Here is a 20,293-nt window from a genome sequence, read left to right as displayed (position 1 = left end):
TCCCGCCCGCGGACACGGTCGTCCGCCGGGATGCGCGATCCCGGCAGAAGGACCGCGCATGACCTCGTCCGTCCCCGCCTATCGCGGCGTCTTTCCGGTCGCCCCCACGGTCTTCGACGCCGCGGGCGCCCTCGACCTCGACGGGCAGCGCCGGGCCGTCGACTTCATGATCGACGCCGGCAGCCAGGGGCTGTGCATCCTGGCGAACTTCTCCGAGCAGTTCGTCCTCACCGACGACGAGCGCGAGCGGGTGATGCACGCCGTGCTGGACCACGTGGCCGGCCGCGTGCCGGTGATCGTGACGACGACGCACTTCGCCACGCAGGTCTGCGCCGAGCGCTCGCGCCGCGCCCAGGAGGCCGGCGCCGCGATGGTGATGGTCATGCCGCCCTATCACGGCGCCACGATCCGCGTGCCGGAGCTCGGCATCGTCGACTTCTTCCGCGCGGTCTCGGACGCGATCGCGATCCCGATCATGATCCAGGACGCGCCGGTGGCCGGCACGCCGCTGTCGGCACCGCTCCTGGCGCGCATGGCCCGGGAGATCGCGAACGTCGCCTACTTCAAGATCGAGACCGCTGGCGCCGCGGCCAAGCTCCGCGAGCTGATCGCGCTCGGCGGCGACGCGGTCGTGGGCCCCTGGGACGGCGAGGAGGCGATCACCCTGATGGCCGACCTCGACGCCGGCGCGACGGGTGCGATGACCGGCGGCGGCTACCCGGACGGCATCCGCCAGATCACCGACGCCTACGCGGCCGGGCGCCGGGAGGAGGCGATGGACGCCTACGCGCGCTGGCTGCCGCTGATCAACTACGAGAACCGGCAGTGCGGCCTGCTCGCCTGCAAGGCGCTCATGGCCGAGGGCGGGGTGATCGCGAGCGAGACCGCGCGGCTGCCGATCCAGCCCCTGCACCCGGCGACGCGGGCCGGCCTGATCGAGCTCGCCCGGCGGAACGACGCGCTGGTCCTGCGCTGGGGCCGCTGAGCCGCCTCCGCCCGACTCAGTGCGCCGCCGCGGCCGGCGCCCGGGTCCCGAGCACGCCCGCGAGCCGGCGCACCGCCTCCCGCGCCAGGTCCGGGCTGATGGCGAAGCACATCCGCACCAGGCCCTCGCCCTCGGGTCCGAAGGCGGTGCCGGGCGCCACGCCGACCTTGGCCTCCCGCAGCAGGCGCAGCGCCAGGTCGAGGCTCGGCTCGTCGCCGCCCATCCGGGCCATGAGGTAGAAGGCCCCGTCCGGCGGCGCGACCGTGACGCCCGGCAGGCGCGACAGCCCTTCCACCAGGATCGCCCGGGCCTCGGCGCAGCGATCCACCATCGTGCGGATGAAGCCGTCGCCCTCCTCGAGGGCCGCGATGCAGGCGTGCTGGACGAAGGTCGGGATCGAGGTGGTGCTGTACTGCCCGAGCTTGGCGAAGGTCGGTGCGAGGCCGCGGGGATAGATCACCCAGCCGGCCCGCCAGCCGGTCATCGCCCAGTTCTTCGAGAAGGTGTTGGTCACGATCAGCCGGTCGTCCTCCGTGCAGATCTGCAGGAAGGACGGCGCGATCCGGTTGCCGTAGGTGAAGTGGGCATAGACCTCGTCCGAGAGGATCCAGAGGCCGCGCTCCCGGGCGAGGTCGCGCAGGGCCGTCATCTCGGCGAGCGGCATGGTCCAGCCCGTCGGGTTCGAGGGCGAGTTCACCATGATCACCCGGGTGCGCGGTGTGATCGCCGCCGCGATGTCGGCGAGCGGCAGCGCGAAGCGCCCGTCCGGCAGGCGGCGATACGGCACCGTCACGGGCACGCCGCCGGCGATGCGGACCGCCTCGCCGAGGTTGGGCCAGGCCGGGGAGGGGATGATCATCTCGTCGCCCGGCTCCAGCAGCACCTGGGCCGCCTGCATGATCGCGTTCATGCCACCCGCCGTGACGCCGAACCGGTCCGGCGGGATCTCCACGCCCCAGTGGCGGGCGTGGTAGGCGCCGAGCGCCGCCCGCAGCGCCGGCAGCCCCAGCGACGTGGTGTAGCGGGTGTGCCCGTCGAGCATCGCCCGGTGCGCGGCCTCGACGATGAAAGGCGGCGTCGGCAGGTCGCCCTCGCCAATCCACAGTTTCACCACCTCCGGGTCGTCCCGCCCGCGATCCGCCACGAGGCCGATCTGGCTCGTGCCGATGCCGCGGATGCGCGCCGACAGCGCGGCGGCGAGATCGACGGGCGCGGCGGAGACGAGGGTGTCGGCCATGGCGGCGCGTGCTCTCCGTGCGTCGGGACGCGGCGTCCCGTCGCGCGGCGCGCGTCCAGGGGCCCGCGTGGTCCCGACCTGTAGGGAATGCCGAGACCCTGACGCGTTCGGGCGCGGACGTCCAGACCCCGAGGCCGGACCGACCCCGGACGCCGGCGCATGGCCAGGGCGCCGCATCGGCGACACAGGATGTTTTGACTTTTCAGAAATTTCTGAAATTGCTATACGCCGAGTCGCGCACAGAGCCGGAGGCACGACGTGCTCGCCAACCTCGATCCCTTGATCCTCGCCCGCATCCAGTTCGGGTTCACGGTCGCCTTCCACATCGTGTTCCCGGCCTTCTCGATCGGCCTCGCGAGCTTCCTCGCCGTTCTGGAAGGGCTCTGGCTCGCCACCGGGCGCCAGGTCTTCATGGATCTGTTCAAGTACTGGCTCAAAATCTTCGCCATCGCCTTCGCGATGGGCGTCGTGTCGGGGCTGGTGATGTCCTACCAGTTCGGCACGAACTGGTCGGTCTTCTCCGACAAGACCGGCCCGGTGCTGGGCCCGATGATGGCCTACGAGGTGCTCTCGGCCTTCTTCCTGGAGGCGGGCTTCCTCGGCGTGATGCTGTTCGGGATGCGCAAGGTCGGGCCGCGGCTGCACTTCGCGGCGACGCTGATGGTGGCGGTCGGGACCTGCTTCTCGGCGTTCTGGATCCTGGCGGTGAACTCGTGGATGCAGACGCCGGCGGGCTACGGCACGAATGCCGAGGGCCAGTTCGTGCCGCTGGACTGGTGGGCGATCGTGTTCAACCCGTCCTTCCCGTACCGCCTCGTGCACATGGTCCTGGCCGCCTACTTGACGACGGCCCTGGTGGTGGGCGCGGTCGGCGCGTGGCACCTGCTGCGCGACCGGGCCAACCCGGCGGCCCGGACGATGTTCTCGATGGCGATGTGGATGGCCGCCCTGGTCGCGCCGGTCCAGATCCTCGCGGGTGACGCGCACGGCCTCAACACGCTGGAGCACCAGCCCGCGAAGGTCATGGCCATGGAGGGGCACTTCCAGAGCCACCCGGACGGCGCGCCGCTGGTGCTGTTCGGCCTGCCCGACCAGGAGGCCGGGACGGTGCGCTACGCGGTCGAGATCCCGAAGCTGTCCTCGCTGGTGCTGAAGCACGCCCTCGACGCGCCCCTGAAGGGGCTCGACAGCCTGCCGCGGTCGGAATGGCCGCCCGTGCCGATCGTGTTCTGGTCGTTCCGCATCATGGTCGGCCTCGGCATGCTGATGCTGCTCCTGGGCGCCCTCAGCCTCCTCGCCCGCTGGCGCGGCACCCTCTACGCGTGGCGCCCCCTGCACCGCTTCGCGGTGGCCATGGGCCCGGCGGGCTTCGTGGCGGTGCTGGCCGGCTGGATCACCACTGAGGTCGGGCGCCAGCCCTACACGGTCTACGGACTGCTGCGCACGGCGCAGTCGGCCTCGCCGCTGCACGCGCCGGCGGTGGCGGCCTCGCTCACCGCCTTCGTGGTGATCTACTTCGCGGTCTTCGCCATGGGCACCGGCTACATGCTGCGCCTGATGGGCCAGCCCCCGCATGCCGGCGAGAGCGGGATCGAGCCCGGCGCGCCGATCCGGACGGCGGGCATCACGCCCGCCCCGGCGATCGATCCCGACCGCCACCTCCAGCCGGCCGAGTGAGGGACCCATGGCCTACAGCGTCGATCTCACGGTGGTCTGGGCGCTCGTGATCGCCTTCGCGGTCTTCGCCTACATCGTCATGGACGGCTTCGATCTCGGCATCGGCCTCCTGTTTCCGGTCCTGCGGCCGGGCACGGAGCGCGACACCGCCATGAACTCGGTCGCCCCCGTCTGGGACGGCAACGAGACCTGGCTGGTGCTCGGCGGCGGCGGCCTGTTCGCCGTCTTCCCGCTGGCCTACGCGGTGATCCTGCCGGCGCTCTACGCGCCGATCATCGCGATGCTGCTCGGGCTGATCTTCCGCGGCGTCGCCTTCGAGTTCCGCTGGCGCGATCCCCGCCACCGCGCCGCCTGGGACGTGGCCTTCGCGGGCGGCTCGCTGGTGGCGGCCCTCGCCCAGGGCATCACGCTGGGCGCGCTCCTGCAGGGCATCGCGGTCGAGGGGCGGGCCTATGCCGGCGGCTGGTGGGACTGGCTCACGCCCTTCAGCGTCCTCGTCGGCGCGAGCCTGGTCGTCGCCTACGCGCTGCTCGGGGCGACGTGGCTGGTGATGCGCACCGAGGGCCTGCTCCAGCTGCGGGCCCGGCGCCTGGCCCTGCGCCTCACCGCGGCGACGGTGGCGGCCATCGCCCTCGTCAGCGCGGTGACGCCGTTCCTCCAGGGCCGCTACTACGAGCGCTGGCTGGCGATGCCGAACGTGCTCGTCACCGCGCAGGTGCCGCTGCTCGTGGCGCTCGCGGCCTACGCCCTGTGGCGCACCCTGCGAGGCGGCGCCGAGCGGGCGCCCTTCCTGATCGCGCTGGGGCTGTTCGCCCTGACCTTCCTGGGGCTCGGCATCAGCATCTTCCCCGACATCGTGCCGGGCCGGATCACGATCTGGCAGGCGGCCGCGCCCGAGGCGAGCCAGATCTTCCTGCTGGCCGGCGCGTCGGTTTTGATCCCGATCATACTGGCCTACACCGCGTACGCGTACTGGGTCTTCCGCGGCAAGGTCGACGCGCACGGATATCATTGATGGCACCCGCAGCAGCACAGCCCCTCTGGAAGCGCCTCGCGTGGTTCGCGGGGCTCTGGGCCTCCAGCATCGTCGGCCTCGGCTTCGTCGCGACGGTCCTGCGGTATTGGCTCAAGAGCTGATAGACCGGGGGGCGCCCGCCTGACCTCTCGCCGCGTCGGATCCCTGCCGTGCAGCTGCCCCCGCTCGTCCAGACCTTCGTGCTGCATTTCGGCGAGATGGGCTCGCGCTGGGGCATCAACCGGACCGTGGGGCAGATCTACGCCCTGCTGTTCGTGGCCGAGCGGCCGCTCAACGCCGACGAGATCGTCGAGCGGCTCGGCGTGTCGCGCTCCAACGTCAGCATGGGCCTGAAGGAGCTCCAGGCTTGGAACCTCGTCCGGCTCCAGCATCGGCCCGGCGACCGGCGCGACTACTTCACGACGCCCGAGGACATCTGGCAGATCGTCCGCACGCTGGTCGAGGAGCGCAAGAAGCGCGAGGTCGACCCGACCTTGACCCTCCTGCGCGAGCTCCTGATGCAGGAGCCGGCGACCGAGGAGGAGCGGCACGCCCAGGCGCGCCTGCGGGAGATGCACGACCTCTTCGAGCTGTTCGCCGGCTGGTACGCGGACGTGCGCCGCCTCGACACCGAGCGCCTCGTCCAGCTCCTGACGCTCGGCTCGAAGGTCCAGAAGGTCCTGGAGATGAAGGATCGCCTGACCCGCCTGCCGGGCCGGATCGGCGGCCGGTCGGCCAAGCCGGACTGAGCCGCCTCGCGGACGATCAGGCCTCGGCGAGCGCCCCCCGGTAGAGGGCGATGAGCGAGGCGCCGACATGCTCGATGTGGCGCCGCAGGCACGCGGCCGCCGCCTCGAACGCGCGGTCCTCGCACAGGGCCAGGATCTGCGCGTGCTCGCTGACCGCGCGGGTCGCGTCCTCGGAGGTCGCGATCTGCAGCCGCGTCGGCCGCTCGCAATCCTGCAGCAGCGCGGAGACGATCGCCAGCGACCGCGGCCGGCCGGCGTGCCGGATCAGGTCGAGGTGGAAGCGGCTGTTCAGGTCGCCCCACCGGAGGACCTGACCGGTCTCCAGCGCCGCGCCGTACTCCTTCGAGAGGGCGTCGAGATCGCGGATGTCGTCGCGGGTCAGGTGCGGGGCCGAGAGCAGGAGCAGTTCCGGCTCGAGCTGGACGCGCAGCTGGAAGATGTCCTCGACCTCCTGCAGCGAGAGACCCGTCACGACCGCCCCGCGATGCGGCACGATCCGCACGAGCTTGCTGGCTTCCAGCTGGAGCAGGGCCTCGCGCACCGGGATCCGGCTGATCCCGAATTCCTCCGCCAGGGCGTCCTGGCGGAGCTGCACCCCCGGCGGCAGTTCACCGTTCAGGATCTGCTCGCGGAGCGAGTCTGCCACGGCCGCCGCCACAGTCTTGTGCCGCAACCGGTCGGGTGCGGGGCGTCCGGGAACCAAAGGGGACATCGACGCCTCAACAGAATCGTATACATGTATACAAGGCGTCTTACTGCCCGGAAAATGCGCCGCTGTCCAATGCCAGATTGTCCTGGGTAAACTTGAAGTTTTCTTGGCCGAGATTCCTGGCCACGCGGCAAGTCTCGGCCGTTCTCCGACAGATGCACCAGCAAGGAGCAGGCCGTCTTCGGAGGCACGGTTCTCGCCGGTAACGCAGGTTCGCGTAGACGGCATTGATCCAGGTGAATGACGCGCCCGGATCGCGCCCGCCGGCGCGGGACTCACCGGTCCGCCGCGTGGCCTCGCGGCGGCGGCGCGGCCCAGGGCGCCTGGCCGAGGGTCTGGGCGAGATGGGCGATCAGAGCCGTCACACGCGCCGGCCGCGGATCGCCCGGCGGCATGACGAGGTGCAGGGCGATCGGCGGCGGCGACCAGGCCGGCAGCACCCGCTCGAGGCGCCCGGCTTCGAGGTCGTCCCAGATCATGAAATCGGGCTGCAGGGCGAGTCCGAGGCCGGCCCGCAGTGCCGGCGCCAGCGCCTCGGCGTTGTTCGCTCGGAGCTGGCCCGCCGGCACCACGACGGCCTCCGCGCCGCTCCCGTCCACGAAGCGCCAGCGGTCCGGCGTCGGCAGGTAGGCGTAGCCGAGGCAGGTGTGGTGGACGAGGTCGTCCGGGTGCTCGGGCCGGCCGTGCCGGTCGAGATAGGTGGGCGTGGCGACCAGCGAGCGGCGGATCTCGCAGAGCCGGCGCGCGCGCAGGGAGGAATCCGGCAGGGCCGCGATGCGCAGCCCGATGTCGAACCCGCCGCCGACGAGGTCGACGACCGCGTCCGACAGGTGGAGATCCACCGAGACGGCCGGGTACTCCCGGAGGAAGGCCGGCAGGATCGGGGCCACGTGCATCACCCCGAAGGTCATCGGCGCCGCGAGCCGCACCAGCCCGCGCGGCTCCGCGGCGCCCGCCGTCGCCAGCGCCTCCGCGGCCTCGCCCTCGGCGAGGATGCGCGCGGCACCGTCCTTGGCGGCCTGCCCGGCCTCGGTGAGGGCGAGCTTCCGCGACGTGCGGTTGAACAGGCGGGCGCCGATCCGCAGTTCGAGCCGGCTCACCGCCTTCGAGACCGTGGCCTTCGACAGGCCGAGCTCCGCGGCGGCGCGGCCGAAGGAGCCGGTCTCCACCACCTTGGCGAACACGGCCCAGGCCTCGAAATCGGGCAGTCTCATCGATCAGATCCGGAAACGATAGGTTTCCACCGTTTCTATTTTCGCCGCCCATGGCAAGGGGCACATTCCCGTCATCGCAACAGGCCGCCCGCCGCGGCCTTCCGTCGGGAGACATCGCCATGGTTCAGACCGGCCTCCACCACGTCACGGCCTTCTCCGGGCCGGCCCTGCGCAACCTCGACTTCCACACCCGAATCCTCGGGCTGCGTCTGGTGAAGAAGACCGTCAATTTCGACGATCCGGGCACCTACCACCTGTACTACGGCGACGCGGCCGGGCGGCCCGGCACGATCCTGACCTTCTTCCCCGTCGAGCACGCCGCGCCGGGCCGGGTCGGGATCGGCGAGACCCAGGAGACGGCCTTCCGGGTTCCCCGCGCCTCCATCGGCTGGTGGACCCACCGGCTCATCGAGAAGGGCGTGGCCCACGAGCCGCTGGTCCAGGTCTTCGGCGCGCCGACGCTGCGCTTCCGCGACCCGGACGGCATGATGCTCGCGCTGGTGGGCGTCGATGTCGGCGACGCGGAGGGCTGGGCGTCGAGCGAGGTGCCGGCCGAGCACGCGATCCGCGGCCTGCACGGCGTCACGCTCCTCCTCGACAGGGCCGAGGCGACCGCCGCGATCCTCACGGAGGTGCTCGGGCTGGAAGAGGTCGGCCGCGAGGGCAACCTGATCCGCTTCGCGGGCAGCGCCGAGCTCGGCGGTCTCGTCACCCTGCGGGCCGTCGGCGGGTTCCTGCCCGGCCGCCCGGGGGCGGGCTCGGTCCACCACATCGCGTTCCGGGCGGCGGACGACGCCGCGCAGGCCGCGATGGGCCGGGCGCTCGCGGCGCGGGGGCTCCACGTCACCGAGCAGCGCGACCGCCAGTACTTCCGCTCGATCTACTTCCGCGAGCCCGGCGGCGTGCTGTTCGAGATCGCCACCGACGCGCCCGGCTTCGCGGTGGACGAGCCGATCGAGGCCCTCGGCCAGGCCCTCAAGCTCCCCGCCGGCCTCGAGCCGCACCGGGCCGAGATCGAGGCCGTCCTGCCGAAGGTCGCCTGAGCCGCGACACCACCATGCCCGCCCCGCGCCCGCGCGGGGCGGGACCTCTCCCCGTCACCCGTGAGGCCATCATGACCCAGGACACCGCCGGCTTCATCCACCGCTTCGAGCCCGGTCCCGACACCGCCCGTCCCCTGCTGCTCCTGCACGGGACCGGTGGCGACGAGACCGACCTCCTGCCCCTCGGCCGCACGGTCGCGCCGGAGGCCGCCCTGCTGGCGCCCCGCGGCGCCGTCAGCGAGAACGGCATGCCGCGATTCTTCCGGCGCCTGGCGGAGGGCGTCTTCGACGAGGCGGACCTGCGCCGCCGCACCGGCGACCTCGCGGCCTTCGTGGCGGCCGCCCGGACGCGGTACGGGCTCGGGACGCCGGTGGCGCTGGGCTTCTCGAACGGCGCCAATATCGCCGCGTCGCTGCTGCTGCTGCGGCCGGAGACCCTGGCGGGCGCGGTCCTGATCCGCCCGATGGTGCCGTTCGCCGAGCCCCCGGCCGCGGATCTCGCCGGCCGGCCGGTCCTGATCCTCTCCGGGGCGATGGACCCGATCGTGCCCGTCGAGAACGCGCGGCGCCTCGCGCAGCAGCTCACCGCGGCCGGAGTTCGCGTCGAGCACCGGATCCTGCCGACGGGCCACGGCCTGTCGCAGGCCGATATCGGCCTGGCGCTGAACTGGCTTCGCGGCCTCACACTTCCCGAAGCGGCCTGAGCCGGCCGCGCACGACAGGACGGAGCGTTCGACGATGCCCCCGATCTATTCTTCCAGCGCGACCGCCCTGTTGCCGGTGACCGGCCGGGTCCTGATGAGCGCGATCTTCCTCGTGAGCGGCGCCGGCAAGCTCGCGGCCCCGGCCGCGACGCTCGCCACCATCGAGGCCGCCCACCTGCCGCTGCCGCCGCTCGCCTACGCGGCGGCGACCTCCGTGGAGGTCGTCGGCGGGCTGCTGCTCGTCGCCGGCTACCGCACGCGGCTGGTCGCCCTGGCCCTCGCGCTCTTCGCGGTGGCCACCGCGGTGACCTTCCACGCGGCCCTCGGCGATCAGAACCAGATGTTCCACTTCCTGAAGAACCTCGCCATGGCCGGCGGCTTGCTTCAGGTCGCGGCCTTCGGGGCCGGCCCGCTCAGCCTCGACGCGCGGCAGGGCCGAGCCTGACCGGTCCGTCGGTCCGCGCGACCCCTGCTTCTCGCCCTCTGCCTTCTCGACCCTCGGGAGACCACGATGCCCTACGTCACCGCGCAGGACGGCACCCAGATCTACTACAAGGACTGGGGCGCCGGGCAGCCGGTGGTCTTCAGCCACGGCTGGCCGCTCAACGGCGACGCCTGGGAGGACCAGATGCTGTTCCTCGCGGAGCGCGGGTTCCGGGTCATCGCCCATGACCGGCGCGGGCACGGTCGCTCCGGGCAGCCCTGGTCGGGCAACGACATGGACACCTTCGCGGACGACCTCGCCGGGCTGATCGCCCATCTCGACCTGCGCGACGCGGTGCTGGTCGGCCACTCCACCGGCGGCGGCGAGGTCGCCCGCACCATCGGGCGGCACGGGACGGCGCGCATCGCCAAGGCGGTCTTGGTCGGGGCCGTGACGCCCCAGATGGTCCGGACCGACGCGAATCCGGGCGGCCTGCCCCGGGACGTGTTCGACGGAATCCGCGACTCGGTCCTGCGCGACCGGTCCCAGTTCTTCAAGGACCTGAGCGGCCCGTTCTACGGCGCGAACCGCGCCGGCGCCGCGGTCAGCGAAGGCCTGCGGGACACGTTCTGGATGCAGGGCATGATGGCGGGCCTGCGGAACGTGCACGCCTGCGTGGCGGCCTTCTCGGAGACCGACTTCACCGAGGACCTGAAGCGCATCGACGTGCCGACCCTGCTCGTGCACGGCGACGACGACCAGATCGTGCCGATCGACGCCGCCGCGCGCGCCGCCGTCAAGCTCGTGCCGGGCGCCGTGCTGAAGGAGTATCCGGGCGCCCCGCACGGGCTGGCCGCCACCCACAAGGACCGGCTCAACGCCGACCTGCTCGCCTTCATCCAGGGCTGAGATCCCGGGTCGCGTTGACCGGCGGTCTTCCCCGCGCCGGTTCGGGCTCCTAAAGCCTGCGACGGGCCGCGCCCCGCGGCCCGTCAGACGCCAGAAGCCGCACGGATCCCCGCATGCCGACCTCCGACGCACCGCTCACCATCGGGATCATCGGCGCGGGAATCATGGCCGAGCGCCTGCTCGGCGCGATCCACGGGGCGGCGGACTCGCCCGTGCGGGTCGCGGCGATCTGGGATCCGGCCCCGGCGGCCCTGGACCGGATCGGCGCGGCCTTCCCGGCGGTGCCGCGGGTGGCCGATTCCGCCGCCGTCGTGGCGGCGAGCGACTGCGTCTACGTCGCCTCGCCGCCCGCCTCGCATCTCGGCTACGCCCGCGCCGCCCTGGCGGCCGGCCGGAGCGTCTTCTGCGAGAAGCCGCTGGCCATCGATCGCGCCGATGCCCGCGCCTTCGTGGCGGAGGCGAGGGGCGCGGGCGCGGTCAATTTCCCGTTCGCCTCGTCGCCGGGCGTGGCGACGATCGAGCGCTGGATCGCGGCCGGCGCGGTCGGCACGCCACGGGCGCTCACCGTCGCGGTGGCGTTCGCCCGCTGGCCCCGGCCCTGGCAGGCCGACGCCGCCCGCTGGCTCGACGCGCGGCGCGAGGGCGGCTTCACCCGCGAGGTGGTCTCGCACTTCCTGTTCCTGGCCCGCCGCCAACTCGGCCCGCTCGCGAGTCTCGCCGGACGGATCGCCTTCCCGGAACCGGGCCGGTCCGAGCGCGCGATCGACGTGACGCTCACGGCGGGCGGGATCCCCGTCACCCTGACAGGCCGGGTCGGGGGCGTCGCGGCCGACGACCACAACACGTGGACGCTGGAGGGCGACGCGGGCGCCGTCCGGCTGCGCGACTGGGCCATCGCCGAGCGGCGGGGCGCCGACGGGCGCTTCGAGCCGGAGCCCGACGCGATCCCGAACGAGAAGCTGCGGCCGATCACGCTCCGGCGCCAGCTCGAGGGCGTCGTCCGCATGGCGCGCGGCGAGCCCCACCACCTCGCCACCTTCGCGGAGGCGCTCGACGTGCAGGAGGTCGTCGAGTCGATCCTGACCCTGTGAGGGCGGCCCGCGACGGGGTCAGGAATCCAGCAGGTCGATCAGGAACGGGATCAGCGGCGCGTCGGCGGGCGGCATCGCGAGGTCGCGCAGGGCCTTGGGGCGCACCCACTTGAGCGCCTGCCCCTCCATCGACCGCGGCGTCCCCGTCCAGCGCCGGCAGATGTAGAGCGGCATCAGCAGGTGGAAGTCCGGGTAGGCGTGGCTCGCGAAGGTCAGCGGCGCGAGACACGGCTCCTCGACCTGGATGCCGAGCTCCTCCGCCAGCTCGCGGATCAGCGTCTGCTCGGGGCGCTCGCCGGGCTCGACCTTGCCGCCGGGGAACTCCCACAGGCCGGCGAGCTGCTTGCCCGCCGGGCGCTCGCTCACCAGGACGCGGCCGTCGACGTCGACGAGGGCGACGGCGACCACGAGGAGCAGGCGCAGGGGGAGGCCATTGGGGGTGCTTCCGGGGGCGCTCACTGCGCCACCGCGAAGGTGGCCGAGACCTCGGAGGACATCGGGATCGTGCCCGCCTCCAGCGGCACCCGCCGTCCTTTGGCCGCCATCGGCGCCGCCCGGGCCATCTCCAGCACCGGGCGGTACGGCGTGCCGGCCGCGGTTGTGCTCAGCGTGCAGAGCGGGCCGAGCTTGGCGCCGACCGCCTCCGCGAGGGCCTCGGCGCGGCTCCGCGCGTCCCGGGTCGCCGCCACCTGGAGGGCCGCCTCGCTCTTGTCCGGGTCGCGCAGCCCGAAGCTCACGCCATCGATGCGGTTGGCGCCGGAGTCGAGGGCCTGCCGGAGCAGGTCGCCGAGGCGGTCCATGTCGGCGAGCCGGACGGTGACGAGGTTGCTGGCGCGGTAGCCGTCGGGCTCCTCGGTGACGGCGCCCCCCGGCCGGGCGACGGTGCGGGTCGCGGTCTGCAGGGTGACGGCGGCCGTGCCGAGATCGGCGGGCGGGATCCCGAGGGCGCGGGCCTGCGCTGAGACCCCGGCCACCGCCTTCGAGGCCGCGTCGAGGGCGGCCGCCGCACTCGCGCCGCGCGCCTCGATGCCGATCGTCACCTCGGCGAAGTCCGGCGCCCGCGTCTCCGACGCGCGCCCGACGACGCTGATGTGGCGCTTGCACGCCGCGTCGTCGGCCCGCGCCGCGGTCGCCAGGCTCAGGACGAGGAGGGCGCCGGACAGGACCGCCCTCACGAGCGGTAATCCCCGTTGATCTCGACGTAGGCCTTGGTCAGGTCGCAGGTCCAGACGCGGGCCGCGCCGCTGCCCAGGCCGAGATCGACCCGGACCGCGATCTCCGGCTCGCGCATCACGGCGCTCGCCGCCGCCTCGCTGTAATCGGGGTCGCGGGCGCCCTGGACCGCCACCCGCACGTCGCCGAACCAGATCGCGAGCCGGTCGCGGTCGGCGGGCTCGCCGGCCTTGCCCACGGCCATCACCACGCGGCCCCAGTTGGCGTCCTCGCCGGCCACCGCGGTCTTCACCAGCGGCGAGTTGGCGATCGACATCGCGATGCGGTGCGCGGAGGCGTCGCTCTCGGCGCCGGTGACCCGCACGGTGACGAACTTGCGCGCGCCCTCGCCGTCCTTGGCGACGAGCTGGGCCAGCTCGACCAGCAGGCCGTCGAGCGCCTCCCGGAAGCCGGCGAGGCGCGCGTCGGCGGGATCGGTGACCGCCGGGTTGCCGGCCCTGGCGGTGGCGAACAGCATCAGCGTGTCGGAGGTGGAGGTGTCGCCGTCCACGGTCACGCAGTTGAAGCTCGTCTTCGTCCCGGCCGAGAGGAGCGCCTGCAGCACGTCCTGCGGCAGGGCCGCGTCGGTGAAGACGAAGGACAGCATCGTCGCCATGTCGGGGGCGATCATGCCGGCGCCCTTGGCGATGCCGTTGATCGTCACGCGCACGCCGTCGATCTCGGCCGTGCGCGTCGCGAGCTTCGGGAAGGTGTCGGTGGTCATGATCGCCCGGGCCGCCTCGCTCCAGGCGGCAGGCCCGTCCTCGGCGCGGGCCGCGCAGTCCACCAGCACGCCCGCGAACCGCTCCGCCGGGAGCGGCTCGCCGATCACGCCGGTCGAGGCGACGTAGACCTCGCGCGCGCCGCAGCCCGCCGCCTCCGCGGCGATCTCGACGGTGCGCGCCACCGCGTCGCGCCCGAGCCGGCCCGTGAAGGCGTTGGCGTTGCCGGAATTGACCACGAGCGCCCGCGCCGACCCGTCGGCCAGGGCGTCGCGGCACCAATCCACCGGCGCCGAGGGACACTTCGACCGGGTGAACACCCCCGCGGCCCGGGTCCCGGCCTCCAGCGCCACGTAGAGCACGTCGGTGCGACCGCTGTAGCGGATCCCCGCCTGGGCGGTCGCGATTCGCACGCCCGGCAGGGGCGGCAGATCGGGCATCGCGGTGGGCGCCAGCGGGGAGACGGGAGGGGCTTTCGCGGACGACATCGGCTCGGGCTCCGGCAGCGCGCGGCTCAGGTCCCGCGGCGGCCCGGTGTTGCCCGCGCGACCCCGCCGGCGTCAACTCCGTGCCCAGCCTATGATCAGGCCGCCGGAGTGCTTCGCCATTGTGCAACGGCGGCGCCGAATGCGGCGCGATGACGGCGCCGGGCTTGCGTGTGGATTGCATCCCAGCTTAGCATGCTGCATCGCAAAGCCAGCGCGAAGTCGAGTGCGGAATGCCCCCAGCCGACGACGAGACTGCCTCGAGCAGCCTTCCCCAGGGCAGCTGCTACCGGATCCAGGTTCTGGTCGTCGGCCGCCACAAGCGCTGGCGCGACGAGGTCTCGGCCCAGGTCCGGATGCTGGGCTACCAGGTCACCGCCTGCGACCGCGGCGTCGACGCCATGACGGTGCTGGCCCTGGGCCTGCCGGTGGACGTGCTGGTGGTCGATACCGCGCTCCAGGGCGGCCTGTGCTGCGCGCATCTGGCCGTCGAGGCCCGGGCCCTGCGCCCGGCCCTGCGCATCATCCTCGCCAGCGACCCGGTCGACGCCATGGGGCCTGAGGCGTCGGTCCGCGTGCCCGACGCGCTGCTGGTCCCGCGCGACCAGTTCCAGAACGGGATGATCGCCACGACCATGCGCGAGGCGCTGGCGAGCCGCGCCGCCTGAACTCCGGCGCGAGGCCTGATCGACCCGGACGGCCCGCGAGCCGAGGGTCTGCGCGACCCGTCGATCGAATCGCGGCCGACGCGCTTCAGGCCGTCGCCATGTCTCCCCGAAGGTCGGGACTGTAGCGCGGGTCTTCCTGCCCGATGTCAGCAACGCGGGCCGGACCGTGCCGCAATGCAAGTGCATCGCCCGCGTGATCCAGCGCGAGCGTGTACCGCGCGAAGTCTCGACGCCGCTCGGCAGCGGACACGCGCAGGGCGAAGCTTCCGGGCGGACTGGGAGGCGCCGTCAGAACTGATCCATCGCGACGAGAACGCACCGATTGCCGTTTGCGCGCGCAGCCCGGCAGGTTTGGTCACCTCGAGCGCCCGAGATATCGGGTCTGTCTCTAAGTATTGTCGTCTATCATCTATAATACAAGTTGAACTTGATCGCGCGACACGATGTTGTCATGATCGTATCGTCTATCGTAAGGCCGAAAGTCTGGCCTCTTCTGTGGAAGATACGTCTGTGAGAACTGGGATACGCGCTCGTCTCTACGCGGGATTTGCGATGCTCGTCATGATCACGGGCATCATCGGCGCATTCGCGATCTACCAGCAGGCTGTCATCGGCGCGGACCACGCGCTTCAGGAGCGCGTGGAGCGGGGGGCGCAGTCGGTCCTGATGATCGACGGTCACGCCGCACGCCTCGTCGGGACGGCCGAACGGTACCGGCTCCAGCCGGATCCCGACCTGATCGCCGCGATGGAGCAGGCCCGGCAGGCGATCGAGCAGACCTGCGACCGATACTTCTCGCTGGCCATGACGGACGGGGGGCGGAAGCTCTACGACGACGTGCGGGAGGCCGCCCGCGCCATGAAGCCGGAGCTGGAACGCCTCGCGGCGTCGGGGGCGAGCCTGCGCGAGGCCAGGACGAAGCTCTACGAGACCGGCAACGCGCTCACCACCCTTCTCGCGAGCCTGCTCGCGGACGTGCGCGCCCGGGCCGGCGAGGCGATGCTCGCGCGGGTCGAGCACGTCGAGAACGCCGTCCTGCGGTCCCGCATCGCGTCGGCCCGCTTCGTGATCGGCCTGGACGCACATGACCGCGACGCCTTCGAGCAGCGGGTCGAGCAGGCTCTGGCGGCCCTGGATGCGTTCAAGGACGCGCAGGGCGGCGCGGTCTTCGGGCAGCAGGTCAGGGCCGTCCGCGACGCGCTGATCGCCGCCGCGGCCGGCTTCCGCACGTACGATCGGGCGGTGGCGTCGGCGAAGGCGACGTTCGAGACCGGGATCAAACCCCACGCCGACGCGATCGACCGGCTCGGCATCGCGCTGCGCGACCGGATCGTGGCCGCCGGCGAGACTATTTCCCGGGAGACCGCCCTGGCGGCGAGGCGGGCCCGGTACATCCTGATCGGCTTGGTCGCCGCGGCCCTGCTCCTCGGGGGTATCCTGGCCTTCGTGCTGGCCCGCAGCGTCATCCGACCGGTCGCCGGCATGACGGAGGCGATGACGCGGCTGGCCGAGGGCGATCTTCACGTCGCGGTGCCGTACCGCGCGGCGACCGACGAGATGGGCGCGATGGCCAAGGCCGTCGACGTCTTCCGCCAGAACGCGGTCGCGCGGGCGGAGCTCGAGGCGGCGCAGGCCGCCGAGCGGGAGGCCCGCCTGCGCCGGGCCGAGCGGGTCGAGCAGCGCGTCCACGCCTTCCAGGCGAAGATCGCCGCCTCGCTCGACATCGTCACGGCGGCGACCAGCGAACTCGACGCGACCGCGCAGGCGATGACCCGGGTGGCCGACAACACCAACAGCCAGGCCGTGACGTCGAGCTCGGCCGCCGCCCAGACCTCGGCCAACGTCCAGACCGTCGCGGCCGCCGCCGAGGAGATGGTCTCCTCGCTCCAGGAGATCGAGCGGCAGGTCGTGCGCTCGAACGCGGTGGCCGGTCACGCCGCCCACGAGGCCGAGGCGACCAACGCCGCCATGGCGAGCCTGCGCGCCGCCGCCGAGCAGATCGGGGCCGCCGTGATGATGATCTCCGGCATCGCGAACCAGACCAACCTGCTCGCCCTCAACGCCACCATCGAGGCGGCGCGGGCCGGCGAGGCGGGACGCGGCTTCGCCGTCGTGGCCTCCGAAGTGAAGGAGCTCGCCGCCCAGACGGCGCGGGCGACCGAGGAGATCGGCGGCCAGATCGCCGCGATCCAGGCGGCCTCCGGGCAGGCCGCGGAGGCGATGGCGCAGATCGCCCGCACGATCGCCTCCGTGAACGAGATCAGCGGCGCCATCGCGGCGACGGTGGTGCAGCAGACGGCGGCCACCGGCGAGATCTCGCGCAATGCCGGCGAAGCGGCGCGGGGGACGGAGGGCGTCTCGGCCAACGTGGCGCGCGTGCTGGCCGCCGCCCGGGAGGCCGGGAGCGCCGCCGCGCAGGTTCAGAGCGCGGCGGCCGAACTGGCGACGCAGTCCCTGACGGTCAAGCGCGAGGTCGACAGCTTCCTCAGCGACATCCAGGCCGCGTGAGCGACCGGTCTAGATGGCGGCAGCGGGGTCGCTCTCGTCACCGTCGCCGTCGCGGCTCCGCCGGTCGCGCGGCCGCCGGTCCAGGAACGAGCGGCCGATGGCGCGCAGGGGCGCCGTCAGGCGGCGAACGTCCTCGGCCCGCTCCATGATGCGCTCGCCGTTGCGGATCTCCTTGTCGAGCCGCGCCATCGTCCGGGCGAGCGCCGGATCGTCGTCGTCCAGCCAGACCTGGGTCACGCGGGCGAAGGCGATGACCACGCCCTGCAGCTTGAGCTGCCCGAGCGACCCCTCGGTGTCGATCCCGGCCGCCGCCAGCATGTAGCGGTGCGAGTTCAGCATCACGCCGTTCAGCGCCAGCATCGAGAGCGGCTCGCCCCGGAGCGCGTAGGCGATCCGGCGCAGCGCCGGCTTGTAGGGCTCCATGGCGTCGAGGCGGCGCATCAGCACGTCGAACAGCCGCTCGCGGGTCGGCTCCTCCTCGAGACCCGTGAGATCGCCCTCCAGAACCTTGCGGTCGATGATGCGTGTCAGCCCGCCGAGGACCGCCCCCTTCGACGGGAACAGGTCGCGCAACTCGGCGAGCGTCAGGCCCGCCTCCCGGGCGATGTCGCTGACCTCGATGTCGTTCCAGGGCTGCTCGGCGGCGAGGCGCATCAGGGCCTCGACGGCGGCCTCCCGGGGCGACAGCTTCGGCGCCCCGCCCTGCACCCCCGAATCGGCTGTCCCGGTCTGGCCGCTCCCCCCCGCCCCGCTCTCCTGCGCGACGCTCGCGTGGGCAGCGCTCTCTCGGGCAGCGCCTTCCTGCGCGTCGCCCGCCTTGGCGGGGCTCGCGGCCTTGCGGGGCCGCTTCGAGGGGGCTTTGCTGTCGGTCATGGATCGGTCGCCCGGTCTGATCGGTCGTGTGGCCTCATGTAGGCGGGCGGGCCGCGAAGGGCAGGTCCGTCGCGCGGCCATGCCGCACGGACGCCGCCCGATGTCAGCCCTTGATGCCAACGCCCGATGTCAGCCGGACAGTTCCCCCGCCCGCCGACGGGCCGCGGCCACGGCCTCGCGCATCAGCGCGCTGAGGCCGTCCTCCCGCATCAGCACGTCGAGGGCCGCCGCGGTGGTGCCGCCGGGCGACGTGACGTTGCGGCGCAACTCCGCCGCCTCGGCCGGGCTGGCATCGAGGAGCGCGCCGGCTCCCGCCACGGTCGCCCGGGCGAGGCGGCGGGCGACGTCGGGCTCCAGGCCGGCCGCGATGCCGGCCTCCGCCAGGGTCTCGGCCAGGAGGAAGACGTAGGCCGGTCCGGAGCCCGAGACCGCCGTCACGGCGTCGATCTGCGCCTCGTCGGCGAGCCACGCCACGGCGCCGTTGGCCGCGAACAGGGCCTCGGCGGCCGCCCGCTGCGCGGGGGTGACCTCCGAGCTCGCACAGGCACCGGTGGCGCCCCGGCCGATGCTCGCCGGCAGGTTGGGCATCGCCCGGACGATCGCCCGCGCCCGCGGCAGCCGGCCGCGGAGATCCGCGACGGTCTTGCCCGCCAGGATCGAGACGAGGAGCGTGTCGCGGCCGATGAGCCGATCGAGCCCGGGGGCCGCCGTGTCCAGGCCCTGAGGCTTGATCCCGAGGACCAGAACGTCGCCGGGCTCGGGATCGGACGGGTTCAGGGCGATGCCCCGCTCGGCGCAGAGATCCACGATCGGGCGCACGGGCACCGGGTCGATGATGGTGGTGCGGCGGGGATCGAGGCCCGCCTTTAGCCAGCCCGCCAGCATCGCGCCGCCCATCTTGCCGGCCCCGGCCAGGACCAGGGAGGCGGGCATCCGCGCCGTGGAGGCGCCGGGGGCGGTCACGCCTCGCCTTCGGTCTCGAACAGGACGGCGTCGAGGGCCTCGCGGGCGCTCTTGCCGGCCCAGAGGACGAACTGGAACGCCTGGAAGTAGCGCTCGCAGGCGTCGACCGCCGTCTTCATCATCGTGGCGCATTGCGGGTGGGTCGGGACGGCGCCGCCGGTCAGCAGGAGCGCGTGCCGGAACATCACCACGCTGTCGGTCGTCCAGAGGTCGAAATGGCCGACCCAGAGCTGCTCGTTGATCAGCGCGATCAGGCGCATCACCTCGGTGCGCTGCCGCTCCGGCACCTTGAGGTCGAAGGCGCAGGCGACGTGGAGCGCCTCGACGTCCTCGATCCACGTGAAGGCGACGTTGTAGTCGGTCCAGCGACCGGGGCTCGTGACCGACATCTCGTCGGTCTCGGCCCGGTCGAAGATCCAGTCGCGCAGGGAGGCCAGCCGCTCGACGACGTCGAGCGGATGCTCGTTCCGGTCCGGGTCGTGGAAGTCGACGTTGAGAAGCGGCATGACGATCCAAAAGGACGACCCGGACGAGATCCGGCCCGACGTGGCGGTGACGCGAAACCGGAGCGCGAGAACACTCCGAGAACTGGAACGACCGGCAGATCTAGGCCGGCGGTGACGCGATCGACTGTCGAAGCTCTGCGGACATCGCCCCGCAGCCCCCGAATCACCCTATGCCCGACTATAGACCGGCCGTGACTCGCGACACAAAGTGCAGGTCACATTCAGTGAACAGGAAACCGGATCGTCGACGCCGCTTCCTGTGTAAAAGCCCGCGGCGTTGCCGCGGCGACTCAGACCACCTCGCTCAGGCCCGCGGCGCCCGCTCCGGCGCTCCCGGATCGCGCCTCCAGGGCCGCCACGCGGGCCGTCAGGGCCTCGTTCTGCGCCTGGAGCTGGGTCACGAGGTCGCGGAGCACGTCGAGCTCTTCGCGGGAGGCGATGTCGAGGTCGCGGACGACGCGCTCGAGCTGCGCCCGGACCACGGTCTCGGCCTCGCGGCGGACGCCCTGGGCGGCGCCGGCGGCGTCCGTCATGAGGCGGGCGAGGTCGTCGAACAGTCGATTTGAGGGGGGCATCGGGGTCTCCCGGATCGGCCGGCT

The 20,293-nt window shown here is 72.7% G+C and carries 22 protein-coding genes; 12 read left to right on the top strand and 10 right to left on the bottom strand.

The window, feature by feature from the left end; all coding sequences use genetic code 11:
* The first annotated feature begins 58 nt into the window (after window positions 1-58).
* Window positions 59-985, top strand: a complete 927-nt coding sequence (locus tag ABIC30_RS01180) for a dihydrodipicolinate synthase family protein (protein ID WP_234081892.1) — start codon at window positions 59-61, stop codon at window positions 983-985.
* 16 nt (window positions 986-1,001) lie between these two features.
* On the opposite strand, the gene ABIC30_RS01175 is transcribed toward ABIC30_RS01180, so the two are convergent.
* Window positions 1,002-2,222, bottom strand: a complete 1,221-nt coding sequence (locus ABIC30_RS01175) for a pyridoxal phosphate-dependent aminotransferase (protein ID WP_091977879.1) — start codon at window positions 2,220-2,222, stop codon at window positions 1,002-1,004.
* A gap of 258 nt (window positions 2,223-2,480) precedes the next feature.
* Here ABIC30_RS01175 and ABIC30_RS01170 point away from each other — a divergent pair, with 258 nt between their 5' ends.
* The 4 genes from ABIC30_RS01170 to ABIC30_RS01155 are packed head-to-tail and all read left to right on the top strand — an operon-like array spanning window position 2,481 to window position 5,663.
* The gene (locus tag ABIC30_RS01170) at window positions 2,481-3,899 is read left to right on the top strand and encodes a cytochrome ubiquinol oxidase subunit I (protein WP_091676122.1); all 1,419 of its coding nucleotides are present in this window, start codon (window positions 2,481-2,483) and stop codon (window positions 3,897-3,899) included.
* 7 nt (window positions 3,900-3,906) lie between these two features.
* Window positions 3,907-4,914, top strand: a complete 1,008-nt coding sequence (gene cydB, locus ABIC30_RS01165; RefSeq protein WP_354453680.1) for a cytochrome d ubiquinol oxidase subunit II — start codon at window positions 3,907-3,909, stop codon at window positions 4,912-4,914.
* Entirely contained in the window at window positions 4,914-5,036 is a 123-nt protein-coding gene (locus ABIC30_RS01160) for a DUF2474 family protein (protein WP_012321840.1), read from the top strand. Before cydB ends, ABIC30_RS01160 begins: the two co-directional genes overlap by 1 nt.
* A 48-nt stretch (window positions 5,037-5,084) precedes the next feature.
* The gene (locus ABIC30_RS01155; protein ID WP_100251599.1) at window positions 5,085-5,663 is read left to right on the top strand and encodes a GbsR/MarR family transcriptional regulator; all 579 of its coding nucleotides are present in this window, start codon (window positions 5,085-5,087) and stop codon (window positions 5,661-5,663) included.
* Between the two features lie 16 nt (window positions 5,664-5,679).
* Here the strand turns inward: ABIC30_RS01155 and ABIC30_RS01150 are convergent, their stop codons facing one another.
* Window positions 5,680-6,375 (bottom strand): GntR family transcriptional regulator, encoded by a 696-nt coding sequence (locus ABIC30_RS01150; RefSeq protein ID WP_354453678.1) that lies wholly within the window; start codon window positions 6,373-6,375, stop codon window positions 5,680-5,682.
* A 272-nt stretch (window positions 6,376-6,647) separates the two neighbouring features.
* Window positions 6,648-7,586, bottom strand: a complete 939-nt coding sequence (locus tag ABIC30_RS01145; RefSeq protein WP_354453676.1) for a LysR family transcriptional regulator — start codon at window positions 7,584-7,586, stop codon at window positions 6,648-6,650.
* Between the two features lie 119 nt (window positions 7,587-7,705).
* Between ABIC30_RS01145 and ABIC30_RS01140 the strand changes: the two genes are divergently transcribed.
* The 5 genes from ABIC30_RS01140 to ABIC30_RS01120 all read left to right on the top strand — a co-directional run bounded on the left by ABIC30_RS01140 (window position 7,706) and on the right by ABIC30_RS01120 (window position 11,757).
* Window positions 7,706-8,629: a ring-cleaving dioxygenase gene (locus tag ABIC30_RS01140; RefSeq protein WP_042670591.1), complete on the top strand. Its 924-nt coding sequence runs from the start codon at window positions 7,706-7,708 to the stop codon at window positions 8,627-8,629.
* Window positions 8,630-8,700: 71 nt separating this feature from the next.
* Entirely contained in the window at window positions 8,701-9,333 is a 633-nt protein-coding gene (locus ABIC30_RS01135; RefSeq protein WP_020090952.1) for an alpha/beta hydrolase, read from the top strand.
* Between the two features lie 34 nt (window positions 9,334-9,367).
* A complete protein-coding gene (locus tag ABIC30_RS01130) occupies window positions 9,368-9,778 on the top strand; it encodes a DoxX family protein (protein ID WP_020090951.1) in 411 nt (136 codons plus the stop codon).
* A gap of 66 nt (window positions 9,779-9,844) precedes the next feature.
* On the top strand, window positions 9,845-10,666 hold the full coding sequence (locus tag ABIC30_RS01125; RefSeq protein ID WP_234081894.1) for an alpha/beta fold hydrolase: 822 nt from the start codon (window positions 9,845-9,847) through the stop codon (window positions 10,664-10,666).
* Window positions 10,667-10,779: 113 nt separating this feature from the next.
* On the top strand, window positions 10,780-11,757 hold the full coding sequence (locus ABIC30_RS01120) for a Gfo/Idh/MocA family protein (RefSeq protein WP_234081898.1): 978 nt from the start codon (window positions 10,780-10,782) through the stop codon (window positions 11,755-11,757).
* 18 nt (window positions 11,758-11,775) lie between these two features.
* Here ABIC30_RS01120 and ABIC30_RS01115 read toward each other — a convergent pair whose 3' ends face one another.
* Genes ABIC30_RS01115 through argJ form a run of 3 tightly spaced genes read right to left on the bottom strand, consistent with a single transcriptional unit; the run spans window position 11,776 to window position 14,179 of the window.
* Window positions 11,776-12,216, bottom strand: a complete 441-nt coding sequence (locus ABIC30_RS01115) for a (deoxy)nucleoside triphosphate pyrophosphohydrolase (RefSeq protein WP_234081899.1) — start codon at window positions 12,214-12,216, stop codon at window positions 11,776-11,778.
* Entirely contained in the window at window positions 12,213-12,932 is a 720-nt protein-coding gene (locus ABIC30_RS01110) for an SIMPL domain-containing protein (protein WP_234081900.1), read from the bottom strand. Before ABIC30_RS01110 ends, ABIC30_RS01115 begins: the two co-directional genes overlap by 4 nt.
* On the bottom strand, window positions 12,929-14,179 hold the full coding sequence (argJ, locus tag ABIC30_RS01105) for a bifunctional glutamate N-acetyltransferase/amino-acid acetyltransferase ArgJ (protein WP_234081901.1): 1,251 nt from the start codon (window positions 14,177-14,179) through the stop codon (window positions 12,929-12,931). Before argJ ends, ABIC30_RS01110 begins: the two co-directional genes overlap by 4 nt.
* Before the next feature lie 230 nt (window positions 14,180-14,409).
* On the opposite strand from argJ, the gene ABIC30_RS01100 reads away from it, so the two are divergent.
* Together ABIC30_RS01100 and ABIC30_RS01095 are read left to right on the top strand one after the other, a co-directional pair.
* The gene (locus ABIC30_RS01100) at window positions 14,410-14,844 is read left to right on the top strand and encodes a response regulator (RefSeq protein ID WP_354453672.1); all 435 of its coding nucleotides are present in this window, start codon (window positions 14,410-14,412) and stop codon (window positions 14,842-14,844) included.
* 561 nt (window positions 14,845-15,405) lie between these two features.
* Window positions 15,406-17,352: a methyl-accepting chemotaxis protein gene (locus ABIC30_RS01095; RefSeq protein ID WP_234082948.1), complete on the top strand. Its 1,947-nt coding sequence runs from the start codon at window positions 15,406-15,408 to the stop codon at window positions 17,350-17,352.
* Window positions 17,353-17,361: 9 nt separating this feature from the next.
* Here the strand turns inward: ABIC30_RS01095 and ABIC30_RS01090 are convergent, their stop codons facing one another.
* The 4 genes from ABIC30_RS01090 to ABIC30_RS01075 form a co-directional block, all read right to left on the bottom strand.
* Window positions 17,362-18,225, bottom strand: coding sequence for a TetR/AcrR family transcriptional regulator (locus tag ABIC30_RS01090; protein WP_234081903.1), 864 nt, complete (start codon window positions 18,223-18,225; stop codon window positions 17,362-17,364).
* Window positions 18,226-18,354: 129 nt separating this feature from the next.
* A complete protein-coding gene (proC, locus tag ABIC30_RS01085; protein ID WP_103984698.1) occupies window positions 18,355-19,158 on the bottom strand; it encodes a pyrroline-5-carboxylate reductase in 804 nt (267 codons plus the stop codon).
* Between the two features lie 26 nt (window positions 19,159-19,184).
* Window positions 19,185-19,694, bottom strand: coding sequence for a type III secretion system chaperone family protein (locus tag ABIC30_RS01080; protein ID WP_020090942.1), 510 nt, complete (start codon window positions 19,692-19,694; stop codon window positions 19,185-19,187).
* 290 nt (window positions 19,695-19,984) lie between these two features.
* Window positions 19,985-20,269 (bottom strand): accessory factor UbiK family protein, encoded by a 285-nt coding sequence (locus ABIC30_RS01075; RefSeq protein WP_020090941.1) that lies wholly within the window; start codon window positions 20,267-20,269, stop codon window positions 19,985-19,987.
* Between the last annotated feature and the right edge of the window lie 24 nt (window positions 20,270-20,293).

Origin of the sequence: Methylobacterium sp. 1030, assembly GCF_040544715.1 — a bacterium.
Lineage (GTDB): Bacteria > Pseudomonadota > Alphaproteobacteria > Rhizobiales > Beijerinckiaceae > Methylobacterium.
The sequence above is the reverse complement of the archived record's forward strand: the minus strand, read 5'-3'. Positions and strand labels throughout refer to the sequence as shown.